Source organism: Pseudomonas sp. A6, from assembly GCF_052367875.1.
Classification (GTDB): domain Bacteria; phylum Pseudomonadota; class Gammaproteobacteria; order Pseudomonadales; family Pseudomonadaceae; genus Pseudomonas; species Pseudomonas citronellolis.
The window spans coordinates 48,967-61,058 of the sequence record NZ_CP198970.1 but is presented as its reverse complement, the minus strand read 5'-3'; the positions used below and the strand labels follow the sequence as shown (position 1 = coordinate 61,058).

General features: G+C 69.0%; 11 protein-coding genes. 5 read left to right on the top strand and 6 right to left on the bottom strand.

What is annotated here, in order from left to right; translation table 11 throughout:
- The first annotated feature begins 119 nt into the window (after positions 1 to 119).
- Positions 120 to 503, top strand: a complete 384-nt coding sequence (gene gloA2 / locus ACTWJ5_RS00265; protein WP_444437247.1) for an SMU1112c/YaeR family gloxylase I-like metalloprotein — start codon at positions 120 to 122, stop codon at positions 501 to 503.
- A 234-nt stretch (positions 504 to 737) separates the two neighbouring features.
- On the opposite strand, the gene ACTWJ5_RS00260 is transcribed toward gloA2, so the two are convergent.
- Complete coding sequence (locus ACTWJ5_RS00260; RefSeq protein ID WP_253407653.1) at positions 738 to 1,673, bottom strand: AraC family transcriptional regulator; 936 nt, start codon at positions 1,671 to 1,673, stop codon at positions 738 to 740.
- Positions 1,674 to 1,979: 306 nt separating this feature from the next.
- Here ACTWJ5_RS00260 and ACTWJ5_RS00255 point away from each other — a divergent pair, with 306 nt between their 5' ends.
- A complete protein-coding gene (locus ACTWJ5_RS00255; RefSeq protein ID WP_074980802.1) occupies positions 1,980 to 2,294 on the top strand; it encodes an antibiotic biosynthesis monooxygenase family protein in 315 nt (104 codons plus the stop codon).
- A 6-nt stretch (positions 2,295 to 2,300) separates the two neighbouring features.
- Here ACTWJ5_RS00255 and ACTWJ5_RS00250 read toward each other — a convergent pair whose 3' ends face one another.
- The 5 genes from ACTWJ5_RS00250 to ACTWJ5_RS00230 form a co-directional block, all read right to left on the bottom strand.
- Entirely contained in the window at positions 2,301 to 4,682 is a 2,382-nt protein-coding gene (locus ACTWJ5_RS00250; RefSeq protein WP_444437246.1) for a TonB-dependent receptor, read from the bottom strand.
- A 381-nt stretch (positions 4,683 to 5,063) separates the two neighbouring features.
- Positions 5,064 to 5,987: a FecR family protein gene (locus tag ACTWJ5_RS00245; RefSeq protein ID WP_444437245.1), complete on the bottom strand. Its 924-nt coding sequence runs from the start codon at positions 5,985 to 5,987 to the stop codon at positions 5,064 to 5,066.
- Entirely contained in the window at positions 5,984 to 6,505 is a 522-nt protein-coding gene (locus ACTWJ5_RS00240; RefSeq protein WP_024128852.1) for a sigma-70 family RNA polymerase sigma factor, read from the bottom strand. Before ACTWJ5_RS00240 ends, ACTWJ5_RS00245 begins: the two co-directional genes overlap by 4 nt.
- 92 nt (positions 6,506 to 6,597) lie before the next feature.
- Positions 6,598 to 6,927, bottom strand: coding sequence for a DOPA 4,5-dioxygenase family protein (locus tag ACTWJ5_RS00235; protein WP_043270100.1), 330 nt, complete (start codon positions 6,925 to 6,927; stop codon positions 6,598 to 6,600).
- The gene (locus ACTWJ5_RS00230; RefSeq protein WP_444437244.1) at positions 6,924 to 7,820 is read right to left on the bottom strand and encodes a choline sulfate utilization transcriptional regulator; all 897 of its coding nucleotides are present in this window, start codon (positions 7,818 to 7,820) and stop codon (positions 6,924 to 6,926) included. Before ACTWJ5_RS00230 ends, ACTWJ5_RS00235 begins: the two co-directional genes overlap by 4 nt.
- Before the next feature lie 128 nt (positions 7,821 to 7,948).
- Here ACTWJ5_RS00230 and betC point away from each other — a divergent pair, with 128 nt between their 5' ends.
- Genes betC through ACTWJ5_RS00215 form a run of 3 tightly spaced genes read left to right on the top strand, consistent with a single transcriptional unit; the run spans position 7,949 to position 11,978 of the window.
- Positions 7,949 to 9,457, top strand: a complete 1,509-nt coding sequence (gene betC, locus ACTWJ5_RS00225) for a choline-sulfatase (RefSeq protein ID WP_444437243.1) — start codon at positions 7,949 to 7,951, stop codon at positions 9,455 to 9,457.
- 34 nt (positions 9,458 to 9,491) lie between these two features.
- A complete protein-coding gene (locus ACTWJ5_RS00220; RefSeq protein ID WP_444437242.1) occupies positions 9,492 to 10,415 on the top strand; it encodes a choline ABC transporter substrate-binding protein in 924 nt (307 codons plus the stop codon).
- A 6-nt stretch (positions 10,416 to 10,421) separates the two neighbouring features.
- Positions 10,422 to 11,978 carry a SulP family inorganic anion transporter gene (locus ACTWJ5_RS00215; RefSeq protein ID WP_444437241.1) on the top strand — a complete coding sequence of 519 codons (1,557 nt, stop codon included), beginning with the start codon at positions 10,422 to 10,424 and terminating at the stop codon, positions 11,976 to 11,978.
- The last annotated feature ends 114 nt before the right edge of the window (positions 11,979 to 12,092 follow it).

Below are 12,092 nucleotides of genomic sequence, written 5' to 3'. Positions count from 1 at the left end.
CGGCAGCATGAGCGGGGCGATATCCAGCGATGGGTATCGCTTCGCTCAACGCCATCCTACGGGGGGCGGTGGGCAGGCTGCATAATGGGTCGGGTGTTTTTCCGCAGCGGCCCCAGTCCATGAACCTGCACAGCCTCCATCACGTTGCCCTGATCTGCTCCGATTACCCGCGCTCGAAACGCTTCTACACCGAGGTGTTGGGGCTGCGGGTGATCGCCGAGACCTACCGCGCCGAACGCGACTCCTGGAAGCTCGACCTGGCCCTGGGCGAGGCGCAGCTGGAGCTGTTCTCCTTCCCCGGCGCGCCGCCACGGCCGTCCTATCCCGAGGCTCTGGGGCTGCGCCACCTGGCCTTCGCCGTGGATGACCTGGAAGCGGCGGTGGCCGAGCTGGAGGGGCAGGGGGTGCGCTGCGAGGCTATTCGTTGCGATGGGTTGACCGGCAAGCGCTTTACGTTCTTTGCCGATCCGGATGGGTTGCCGTTGGAGCTGTATGAGCGTTGATGGATGCCCGCCGGCCTGTCGGGCGGAATCGCGGATGAATCCGCTCCTACCGTACGGGCAGGCCGGCTTCTCGTAGGATGGCGTTGAGCGAAGCGATACCCATCGCCATGGCAGAAAACCGCGGACGGGTCGCCATGGCGCGAGGGGGGGTCAAGGTCAGGCGGCGTATAACCGCGAACGGTTATACGCCCTACGTCTCCGGGTTCCCCGCGTTCGCGGGAATCCAATGACAATTCAAGCCGGCATCGCCGCATCGCCCAGGGCGTTGCGCAGGCTGGCCAGGTCGCGCAGCGGCGGGGCGCCGAACAGGCGGCTGTATTCGCGGCTGAACTGCGAGGGGCTCTCGTAGCCCACGCGGTGGCCGGCCACCGCCACTTCCAGGCCCTCGGAGAGCATCAGCCGGCGCGCCTCCTGCAGGCGCAGCTGCTTCTGGTACTGCAGCGGGCTGAGCGCGGTGACTTCCTTGAAGCGGTGGTGCAGCGTCGAGGCGCTGAGGTTGACCTCGCGGGCCAGGTCGTCGATGCGCAGGGCCTTGTCGAAGTTGCGGTTGAGCCATTCGATGGCGCGGGTCACCCGGTGCGTCTGGCTGTCGGTCATCGCCAGGTCGTGCAGCAGGTGGCCCTGGGGCCCGCGCAGCAGGCGGTAGAGAATCTCGCGGATGTACAGCGGCGCCAGCATGGGGATGTCGCGCGGGCTGTCGAGCAGGCGCATCAGCCGTAGCAGGGCGTCGAGCACCGAGGTGTCCAGGCGCTGCAGGTAGATGCCGCGGCTGGCCGGGCGCGGGGTGCTGCCGGCCAGGCCGGCGTCGGCGATCAGCCGCGTCAGTTCGCCCGGGTCGATGTCCAGGCGCAGCGACAGGTAGGGTTTGTCCGGCGAGGCGTCGACCACCTGGCCGCACACCGGCAGGGTCACCGAGACCACCAGCAGGTTGAGCTCGTCGTAGCGGTAGATTTCCGGGCCGACGCGGATTTCCTTGCTGCCCTGGGCGATGACGCACAGCGCCGGGCGGTACAGGGTGGGCATGCGGCCTTCGCTGGGCTGCTCCAGGCGCGCCAGCGACAGCGATTCGACGGCGGTGTCGTGGACGCCGGAGACGCCATTGCAGTGGCGCTCGATGATGTCGGCCAGTTCCTGGCGGCTGGCGGCGACGGGGTCGTGGGGCTGCGACATACGGGGGCCTCCGAGAGTGGCGGCGTCCAGCTTACGCCCGGGCACACGCGGGAAGTGTGACAGGACGACGGACGCTGGAGGATCGGGCAAGCAATCGGCAGGATCGTACAAGCCAACCGCCGTGGGAAGCCCCCATCATGCCAGCCAGGCCAGGGAATCCGCCGCTTCGGGCAAGGTGGCGCGGATGACGCAGGATCAGGCAAGAAGCCGACAGCATCCGTCTACCGCCCGCAGACGCCCGTCTCCTACTCTGGCACAACCGGGCCGAGCCCCCATTCCAGCGCCCGGGACAGGAGGAAATCGCTCATGGCCATTCGACAACCATTCGAACACCACCTGCTGATCCGCTCACGCCCCGGCCACGAGGCCGAGCTGGCGCAGCTGCTCGACCGCCTGATCAGCGCCGCGCACCAGTTGCCCGGCTGCCAGTCCTACGAGGTGCTGCTGCCGGCCACCAGCAGCGACTTCTGGCGCCTGCGCGGCCGCTGGGCCGATGCGCAAAGCCTGCAGGCCTACCTGGAACTGCCGCTGCAACAACTGCTGGGGGAAATCCTCCAGCACCACGCCCTCAGCCTGCACACCCACCTGGACGCGCCGCGCGAGGAATCCCGCGCGGCGTGAGCCCCCTCAGTACTCCATGCGCCAGCCCAGGGTGAAGGTGCGCCCGCGGCCCTGGTAGTCGTACAGGTAGGCCGGCCCGTAGGTCGGCGAGTAGAACAGCGTCGCCCGCTGCCCCCACACGGTGCTGTACTCGCGGTCCAGCAGGTTCTGGATGCCCGCGCTGAAGGTGCCGAAGCCCGTCTTGCGTTCCCCCATCAGGTCAAAGGTGGTGTAGCCGTCGATCTCGTGGTCGGCATCGTCCTTCAGGCTCATGGCGTGGTTGGCCTGCAGGCGCGCGCTGTTCAGCTCATCGTTCCAGCCGACGAAGGCGGTGGCCTTGGACAGCGAGGCGTAGCGCGCGTCGCGCTTGATCCAGTCGCCGTCGGCGTCCTCTTCCTCGGAACGCACCAGGTGCAGGGTGGTGCCGCCCTGCCAGCCGTTCTGGAAGTAGCGCGTCAGCGCGCCCTCGAAGCCGAAGTCGCGGCTCTTCTGGTCGACCACGTCGATGGTCAGGGTGGCCTGGTCGGTGGTGATCACCTTGTCCGACCAGATGTAGTACACCGCCGTCTGCGCCTGCCAGTCCATGTCCGCATAGCGCCAGCCCAGCTCGACCTGGCGGCTCTTGATGCCGGCCAGCGGGTTGTCGTCCACCGAGAGGCCGGGCTTGCCGTAGTACTTGGCCGGGTCGGGCAGGTCGAAGCCCTCGCTGTAGTTGCCCCACAGCTGGTGGCCGTTGTGGAAGTCGTAGATGGCGCCGAGGTTGAACAGGTTGACCTGGTAGTCGTTGTTGCCGCCGGGCACGCCCTTGAAGTCGTCGACCTCGACGTCCATCTTCTGGTGCCGCGCGCCGCCGGAGAGGGTCAGGGCGTCGGTCAGCTTGTAGTCCAGCTGGCCGTAGAACGACAGGCCGTCGACCACGTAGCTGGGGTAGCGCGGCGCGCTGCTGGCGGTGCTCAGGTCGAGGCCGCCGCTTTCCGAGGAGATCAGCTGGTCGAAGGTCTTCTGCTCGGCGTTGAAGCGCTCGTGGTCCAGGTCCACGCCGTAGGTGAGCTTCAGCTTGTCCCACTGCTTGCTGAACAGGCCCTTGAGGCCGCTGACCTCGAAGTTCTGCTGCGAGGCGGCGAAGTACACGCCGGTGCTGCCGGCCGGCTTGCCGGCGTTGTAGTAGGGGAAGGGGTAGAAGTTGTCGTCTTCCTTGCGGTAGTAGGCCTGCAGGTAGAAGTCCTGGTCCAGCAGGTTGGCGTGGTGGTAGTTGGCGTTGAGCAGCAGGCGGCGCGTCTGCGGCTCCAGGTCGGTGTCCATGCCGCTGCGGATCTGCGCGTCGTCCAGGTCCGAGGGGGCCTTGTAGTTCAGGTGCGGAAAGTAGATGCCGGTGCTGCCGTCGTTGCCCGAGTCGTAGTACTGGGCCAGCAGGTCCAGGCTCTGCTCGTCGGTGAACTGCGCGGTGAGGTTGCCCATGACGTCGACGGTGCGGTTGTACTGCAGGTCGGTCTGGGTGTTGTCGATGAAGATCTGGTTGCCGGCGCCGTCGTAGAAGGCTTCGTTCTTCTCCGCGGAAACGCCCAGGCGCCCGCTCAGCCGGTCGCTGCCGCCGCTGACCGACTGGGCCAGGCGGGTGGAGAGGTCGTCGCTGTTGTTGAAGCCGCTGCTGGCGCCCAGCTGGCTTTCGAAGCGGGCATCACCGGGGGCGCCCTTCTTGGTGATGATGTTGATGATGCCGCCGGTGGCGCCGCCGCCGTAGATGGCGCTGGCGCCGGAGAGCACTTCGATGCGCTCGACGTTGAACGGCGAGATGCTGTCGAACTGCCGCGACAGGCCGCGGGAGCTGTTCTGGCTGACGCCGTCGATCATCACCAGCACGTTGCGCCCGCGCATGTTCTGGCCGTAGTTGGTGCGGCCTTCCGGCGCCAGGTCGAGGCCGGGGACCAGCTTGCCCACCGCTTCCTTGAGGCTGACGCCGGTGTCCAGCTGTTCGCGCAGCTGCGCCTGGTCCACCACCCAGACGGTGCCGGGGATGGAGCTGATGTCGGTGGGCGTGCGCGCGGCCACGCTGATCTGCGTCGGCGCCATGCTCAGCGGCTCGCCGCCGGCCGCCTTCTCGCGCTGCAACACCACGGTGCGCTCGTCGCTGAAGCTCCAGCGCATGCCGCTGCCGGAAAGCAGCTTGTCCAGCGCCTCCTCGCGGCTGTAGCGGCCGTCCAGGCCGGGGCTCTTCAGGCCCTGGACGTCCTCGGAGTTGAACAGCAGGTGCAGCCCGGCCTGGTCGGCGAACTGCGTCAGGGCGCTGTCCAGGCTGCGCGGCGCGATGTGCAGCTCGACGTCCTCGGCAGCCAGGGCCAGGGGGCTGGCGCCGCCGAGCAGGGCGGCGAGGGCCAGGGCGCGGTACAGCGGGGAGAGGCGGTGATGCATGCGGGGGTTTCCGTTCTTGTGGGCAGGGCGCGTTTGTTGGGAATTCTTCGCGTTCATGCCTACGACGAAACGGGGTGGGCGATCTTGCAGTGGGGGAGGGAAAAATTTTCGTGGGGTCTGGTTTTGTATTTTGTAGGAGCGAGCTTGCTCGCGAACGGAGTTTCCAGGCGGCCTGGGTGCTTAGGTTTGACTCTGCTCCCTCTCCCCAGCCCTCTCCCTGAAGGGAGAGGGGGCTTGTCCGTGCCGAGAAAGGATCTGGTGTTAGCCGGATGCTCGGTACCAGCCGGCTAACGCCGAAATATCAGCGCACTCCGAACAGTCCCCTCTCCCTTCAGGGCGGGGCGCGCAGCCGAGGGTTAGGGAGAGGGCGCTCTCCAGCCCCTACGAAGAAACCGGCCTAACCACCACCAACCAGGGCAACCGCGTCACCTGCACCGGCTGCAACCGCTGCAACGTCTGCAGCAACGCATCGGGATCATCCAGGTCGAACACCCCGCTCACCTTGTGCCGCCGCAAGCTGGCATCGGTCAGCAGGATACGCCCCGGCAGGTAGCGCTCCAGTTCCGCCAGCACCTCGCCCAGCGGGCGCTGGTTGAAGATCAGCTTGCCGCGCTGCCAGGCGCTGGCGCTGTCCAGGTCCAGCGGCTGCACCGGGCCGGGGGCGGCTTCCCCGCGATAGGCCAGGCGCTCGCCGGCGGCCAGGCGTACCGCCGGTTTGCCGCCGGCCTCCACCCGCACCACGCCCTCGCTGACCGCCACCTGCACTTCCGGGCCGCGGCTGTCGACGTCGAAGCGGGTGCCCACGGCGGTGACTTCGCCGTCGCCGGCATGCACCACGAAGGGCCGCTGCGCGTCCTTGGCCACTTCGAACAACGCTTCGCCGCCATACAGATGCAGGCTCCGGCGGCTGGCGGAGAAGTCCACCGACAGCGCGCTGGCGCTGTTCAGCCAGACGCGGCTGCCGTCGGCCAGCTCGATCATCCGCCGCTCGCCGGTGCGGGTGGCGTAGTCGGCATACAGGCCCGCCACCGGCGTGGGCAGCGCCAGCGCCACGGCCAGCGCGGCGACGCAGGCGGCCGCCGCCACAGCGGCCAGGCGGCGCGGGCGCAGCAGGCGGTGGCGGCGCGCCGTGCGGGTGGCCGGCAGGGCGCTCCACAGTGCCTCGGCGCTGCGCGCGGCGCTTTCGTGCTCGGGGCTCTGCGCGCGCCACTGGGCGAACGCGCTGCGGCGGCCGGCCTCGACGCGGCCGGAATGCAGTTCCACCAGCCAGTCGATGGCCTGGTTCTCCAGGTCCCGGCGGCTCATGGCTGCGCCTCCCGCTGTTGCAGGTGGTCGCGGCAATGGCGCATGGCCTGGACGATGTACTTGCCCACCATGCTTTCGGAAACGCCGAGGCGGCGGGCGATCTGCGCGTGGGTCAGGCCGTCCAGGCGGTTCATCAGCAGCGCCTGGCGGGCCTTGGGCGGCAGCTGGTCGAGGGCGGCGTCGAGCTGTTCCAGGGCCTCGCGGGCCAGCAGGTTGCGCTCCAGGCCGGCGCCGGGGTCGCTGACCTCGTTGGCCGCCGTCTCCTCCACGTGCAGCTCGGCCAGCCGGCCTTCGCGGCGCAGGTTGTCGATGGCCAGGTTGCCGGCCACGCGGAACAGGTAGGCGCGCGGGTCCTGCACTTCGGCTTCCGGGGCCTGGTCGGCCAGGCGCAGCCAGGTGTCCTGGGCAACGTCGGCGGCGCGCTGGTTGTCGCCCAGGCGGCGGGCGAGGAAGCGCAGCAGGTCCGCATAGTGCGCCTGGAAGCTCTGCAGGAGGTGGGAGGAGGCGAAACGCCGCATGATGACCGCGATACCCTGGAATACCGGCCCGCCGTGGGCGGGCCGCCGGTAAAGCGGGCAAGCATACAACGAATCGAGAATCATTATCGAATTCAGCCGAACTGCGACAGGTCCAGCGGCCGCACCGCGCCCATCCAGATGGCGTGGTCGCGATGGTCGCGCAGGTCGTCGCCGGTGTCCGGGTGGATGAACACCACCAGGCCATCGCGGTGCAGCGCCAGCCAGGGCACCACGGCGGCGAAGGCGTCGTTGCCGAAGGCCAGCTGGCAGCTCCAGTCCGGGTGCGGGCCGACCGGACGCTGGTGCATGCGGCCCATCTTCACGCCGAACAGGCGCACCGCCTCCTCGCACAGCTGGCGGGCCTGCTCCAGGCTGTCGGCATCGTAGTAGACGTGGGCGTGGTAGCCGTGGATCTCGTTCATGGGTCCTGTTCCAGTTCGGCGCGCAGCCAGTCGACGAAGGGCTGCAGCAGGCGGGCGCGGCGCTTGCGCTCGGGCAGCACGGCGTAATAGCCGTAGCGCGAGGCGGCGCTCTCGCGGATGGGCCGGCACAGTAACCCCTGCTCCAGCAGTTCGTCGACCAGGTGGCGCCAGCCGATGGCCACGCCCTGGCCGGCGATGGCCGCCTGCACCAGCAGCGTGTAGTTGTCGAAGCGTAGCCCGGAAGCCTCCGGCTGGCGCGGTAGCTCCAGGGCGCGGAACAGCCCTGGCCAGTCGAACCAGCGGCTGTGGGCCTCGGGCTTCAGGTGCAGCAGCGGCAGGCGCTGCAGCTCCTCCAGCGGCAGCGGCGCCTGGCGCTCGCCCAACAGACGCGGGCTGCACACCGGGAAGACTTCCTCGCCGAACAGCAGCAGCGGCTCGCCATGCTTGAAGCGCCCGTCGCCGAAGGCGATGGCCACGTCCACGTCGCTGCGCAGGCTGCTGGGGCTGCGCTCGCTGCTCAGCAGGCTGACGTCCAGTTCCGGGTGCAGCTGGCGGAAGCGCGGCAGGCGCGGCATCAGCCAGTAGGCGGCGAAGGCGAAGTCGGTGGCCACCTGCAGCACTTCCTGGGTGCGCCGGGCGCTGACCGCCTCGACCCCGGCCTCCAGTTCCGCCAGCCCGGCCTGCACGTGGCGCAGCAGCAACTGGCCGCTTTCCGTCAGAACGATCCCGCGGTGCACCCGGTCGAACAGACGTGTGCCGAGCAACTTCTCCAGGCGCTTGATCTGCTGGCTCACCGCCGGCTGGCTGCTGCCCAGTTCGGCGGCAGCCGCGGTGAAGCCCTGCTCGCGGGCCGCACACTCGAACACGCGGAGCAGTTCCAGGGGCAGGCTCATGGGTTCGCCACCCATAAGCTGACGTTATCCGAAGCATGTATGGCCATGCGGTTTACCCCCTGCCGGTGCGGCGTGACACTGCTGCCACGCACTATTCCATAACAACCGTGCATAGGATAAGCCTCGCCATGCCACGCCCGAACATTCTCTTCATCATGGCCGACCAGATGGCCGCGCCGCTGCTGCCGCTGCACGACGCCGCCTCGCCGATCCGCATGCCCAACCTGATGCGCCTGGCCGAACAGGCCGTGGTGTTCGATTCGGCGTACTGCAACAGCCCGCTGTGCGCGCCCTCGCGCTTCACCCTGGTCAGCGGCCAGCTGCCGACGAAGATCGGCGCCTGGGACAACGCCGCCGACTTCGCCGCCGACGTCCCCACCTACGCCCACCACCTGCGCCGCCTGGGCTACCGCACGGCGCTGTCGGGCAAGATGCACTTCTGCGGCCCGGACCAGCTGCACGGCTACGAGGAACGCCTGACCAGCGACATCTACCCGGCCGACTACGGCTGGGCGGTGAACTGGGACGAGCCGGAGGTGCGCCCGAGCTGGTACCACAACATGTCCTCGGTGCTGCAGGCCGGGCCCTGCGTGCGCACCAACCAGCTGGATTTCGACGACGAAGTGGTGTTCAAAGCGCGCCAGTACCTCTACGACCATGTCCGCGAGCACGCCGAGCAGCCGTTCTGCCTGACCGTCTCCATGACCCACCCCCACGACCCCTACACCATCCCCCGCGAGTACTGGGACCTGTACCGCGACGAGGACATCCCGCTGCCGTCGGTGGAACTGGCGCAGCACGAACAGGACCCGCACTCCCAGCGCCTGCTCAAGGTCATCGACCTGTGGGGCAAGCCGCTGCCGCCGGAGAAGATCCGCGACGCCCGCCGCGCCTACTTCGGCGCCTGCAGCTACGTCGACGCGCAGATCGGCGCGCTGCTCAGGACCCTGGAGGAATGCGACCTGGCCGAGAACACCCTGGTGGTGTTCTCCGGCGACCACGGCGACATGCTTGGCGAGCGCGGCCTCTGGTACAAGATGCACTGGTTCGAGATGGCCGCCCGCGTGCCCATGCTGATCCACGCGCCGGGCCGCTTCGCCGCGCGCCATGTGGCCGAGTCGGTGTCCACCCTCGACCTGCTGCCGACCCTGGTGGAACTGGCCGGCGGCGAACTGCCGGCGGACCTGGAGCTGGACGGCCGCTCGCTGCTGCCGCACCTGCGGGGCCAGGGCGGGCACGACGAGGTGATCGGCGAATACACCGCCGAAGGCACCCTCAGCCCGCTGATGATGATCCGTCGCGGCGACTACAAGTTCGTCTATTCCGAACAGGACCCGTGCCTGCTCTACGACCTGAAGAACGACCCGCGCGAGCTGGAGAACCTGGCCGGCTCCGCGGCGCACCGCGAGCTGTTCGACGCCTTCCTGGCCGAGGCCCGGCAGCGTTGGGACATCCCGGCGATCACCGCCCGCGTGCTGGCCAGCCAGCGCCGCCGGCGCTTCGTCGCCGACGCCTTGCAGCGCGGCAGGCTGACCAGCTGGGACCACCAGCCGTTCGTCGATGCCAGCCAGCAATACATGCGCAACCACATCGACCTGGACGACCTGGAGCGCCGCGCCCGCTATCCCAGACCCTGATAACCACAACCAGAAAAGCCGAGGGGAGATAAGCATGACCAAGTTAAGTGCATTGCTGCTGGCCACCACCATGGTGCTGGCCGGCCAGGCCGCGCAGGCCGAGGACGAAGCCTGCGCCACGGTGAAACTGGCCGATCCGGGCTGGACCGACATCGCCGTGACCAACGGCGTGGCCAGCTTCCTGCTCGATAGCCTCGGCTACCAGGCCAAGGTCGACACCCTCTCGGTGCCGATCACCTACGGCGGCCTGCGCGATGGCCAGGTGGACGCCTTCCTCGGCAACTGGATGCCAGCGCAGCAGGGCTTCCACGACCAGTTCATCGCCAGCGGCCAGGTCACGCAACTGGCGAAGAACCTGGAGGGCACCGAGTTCACCCTGGCCGTGCCGACCTACGTCTACGACGCCGGGGTGAAGAACTTCGCCGACCTGCAGAAGCACGCCGACCAGTTCAACCACAAGGTCTACGGCATCGGCTCGGGCGCGCCGGCCAACCTGTCGATCCAGAAGATGATCGGCGGCAACGAGTTCGGCCTGGGCGACTGGAAGCTGGTGGAGTCCAGCGAGCAGGCGATGCTCGCCGAGGTCAGCCGGGCGGTTAAGCGCGAGCGCTGGATCGTCTTCCTCGGCTGGACGCCGCACCCGATGAACGTGAAGTACGACATGAAGTACCTGGCCGGCGGCGAGAAGTACTTCGGCAGCACCGGCAGCGTCTACACCGTCACCCGCAACGGCTACGCCCAGCAGTGCCCGAACAGCGCGAAGCTGCTGGCCAACCTGAGCTTCGACCTGAAGATGGAGAACGCCATCATGGCCGGGGTGCTGGAGAAGAACGTGAAGAACGCCGATGCGGTGAAGGCCTGGATCAAGGCCAACCCGCAGGCCCTGGGCAAGTGGCTGGACGGGGTGAAGAGCCGCGACGGCGGCGACGCCCTGGCCGCCGTGCAGGCCAAGCTCTGACCGCCGATGGAGCGCCTGTATCGCTTGCTGCCGTTCCTCGCCTGGCTGCCGGGCCTCGGCCCGCGGGCGATGGCGCGGGAGGCCTGGGTCGGCCTGGCCGGCGCGGTGCTGGCCCTGCCGCAGTCCATCGCCTACGCGCTGATCGCCGGGCTGCCGCCGCAGTACGGCCTGTACGCGGCCATGCTGCCGGTGGTGGTGGCCTGCCTGTGGGGCTCCTCCAGGCACATGGTCGGCGGGCCCACCGCGGCCATCTCGGTGGTGCTCTACGCCACGGTGGCGCCCCTGGCGCCGCCGGGCAGCGAGACGTTCATCCAGTACGTGCTGCTGCTGACCTTCCTCGCCGGCATCCTGCAATGGGCCCTGGGCGCGATGCGCGCCGGGGTGCTGCTGAACTTCGTCTCGCACTCGGTGATGCTCGGCTTCACCCTGGGCGCGGCGCTGGTCATCGCCCTCGGCCAGTTGCCCTACCTGCTGGGGGTGGAAGTGCACAGCCGCGGCAGCGCCCTGGACGGCACGCGCCTGCTGCTGGCGCGGCTGGGCGAGTGCGAGCCGGCGTCCCTGGCCATCGGCCTGCTCAGCCTGGCGGCGAGCCTGCTGTGCCGCTGGCTGCGGCCGCGCTGGCCGGCGTTGATGTTCGGCCTGCTGGCGGCCAGCCTGACGGTCTGGGCGCTGCCCGCGTGGTTCGGCGGCGTGGCGCGGGTGCGGGCCTTCGCCAGCGCGCTGCCGCCGTTCAGCCCATTGCAGGTCGACGCGGCCGGCATCGCCGCGCTACTGCCCGGCGCACTGGCCTGCGGCCTGCTCGGCCTGGTCACCAGCCTGTCCATCGCCCGCGCCCTGGCCGCGCGCAGCCAGCAGGTGCTGGACGCCAACCAGGAAATCCGCGCCCAGGGCCTGTCCAACCTGGTCGGCCCGTGGTTCTCCGGCAGCCTTTCGGCGGGCTCCTTCACCCGCTCCGGGCTCAACCTCGAAGCCGGCGCGCGCACGCCGCTGGCCGGGGTGTTCTCCGCCGCCTGGGTCGCCGTGCTGGCGGTGGCCGGCGCCGGGCTGATCACCCACATCCCGCTGCCGGCCATGGCCGGCGGCATCCTGCTGATCGCCTGGGGCCTGGTCGACCGCCCGGCCCTGCGCGCGCTCTGGCGCGGCAGCCGCAGCGAGTTCGCGGTGATGGCCCTGACCGCCGCGGCGACCCTGCTGCTGCCGCTGCAGAACGCCATCTACCTGGGCGTGCTGGCCTCGCTGCTGCTCTACCTGCGGCGCACCTCGCAGCCGCGGGTGGAACGCTGGCAGGCCAGCGAGGAGGAAGTGCTGCGGGTGGAAGGCTCGATCTTCTTCGGCGCCTGCGACTACCTGCAACGCCTGATCCAGGCCAGCCAGGGCCGGCGCCTGGTGCTGGATGCCAGGCACGTGAACTTCATCGACTTCGCCGGGGCGCACATGCTGCAGCAGGAAGCCCGCCGGCTGGCCGGCGAGGGGCGGCACCTGGTGCTGCGCCACGCACGGCCGAGGGTCCGCGAGGAATTGGCGCGGCAGATGGGCGAAGGCGCGGTTCTGCAGGTGGAGTAGGGAAGCGGCGAGGTGCTTTTCGTAGGATGGGTTGAGCTTGTGTTCTGCCGGGAGACATGGGTAACAGGTGTCGGGAGACATAGGTAACGCATTTAGGATCACGGAATTGCCGTA

Bases quoted from the DNA above. Each gene is read 5' to 3' on its own strand.
- gloA2 (WP_444437247.1), top strand. From the start codon at position 120: ATGAACCTGCACAGCCTCCATCACGTTGCCCTGATCTGCTCCGATTAC.
- ACTWJ5_RS00260 (WP_253407653.1), bottom strand. From the start codon at position 1,673: ATGTCGCAGCCCCACGACCCCGTCGCCGCCAGCCGCCAGGAACTGGCC.
- ACTWJ5_RS00255 (WP_074980802.1), top strand. From the start codon at position 1,980: ATGGCCATTCGACAACCATTCGAACACCACCTGCTGATCCGCTCACGC.
- ACTWJ5_RS00250 (WP_444437246.1), bottom strand. From the start codon at position 4,682: ATGCATCACCGCCTCTCCCCGCTGTACCGCGCCCTGGCCCTCGCCGCC.
- ACTWJ5_RS00245 (WP_444437245.1), bottom strand. From the start codon at position 5,987: ATGAGCCGCCGGGACCTGGAGAACCAGGCCATCGACTGGCTGGTGGAA.
- ACTWJ5_RS00240 (WP_024128852.1), bottom strand. From the start codon at position 6,505: ATGCGGCGTTTCGCCTCCTCCCACCTCCTGCAGAGCTTCCAGGCGCAC.
- ACTWJ5_RS00235 (WP_043270100.1), bottom strand. From the start codon at position 6,927: ATGAACGAGATCCACGGCTACCACGCCCACGTCTACTACGATGCCGAC.
- ACTWJ5_RS00230 (WP_444437244.1), bottom strand. From the start codon at position 7,820: ATGAGCCTGCCCCTGGAACTGCTCCGCGTGTTCGAGTGTGCGGCCCGC.
- betC (WP_444437243.1), top strand. From the start codon at position 7,949: ATGCCACGCCCGAACATTCTCTTCATCATGGCCGACCAGATGGCCGCG.
- ACTWJ5_RS00220 (WP_444437242.1), top strand. From the start codon at position 9,492: ATGACCAAGTTAAGTGCATTGCTGCTGGCCACCACCATGGTGCTGGCC.
- ACTWJ5_RS00215 (WP_444437241.1), top strand. From the start codon at position 10,422: ATGGAGCGCCTGTATCGCTTGCTGCCGTTCCTCGCCTGGCTGCCGGGC.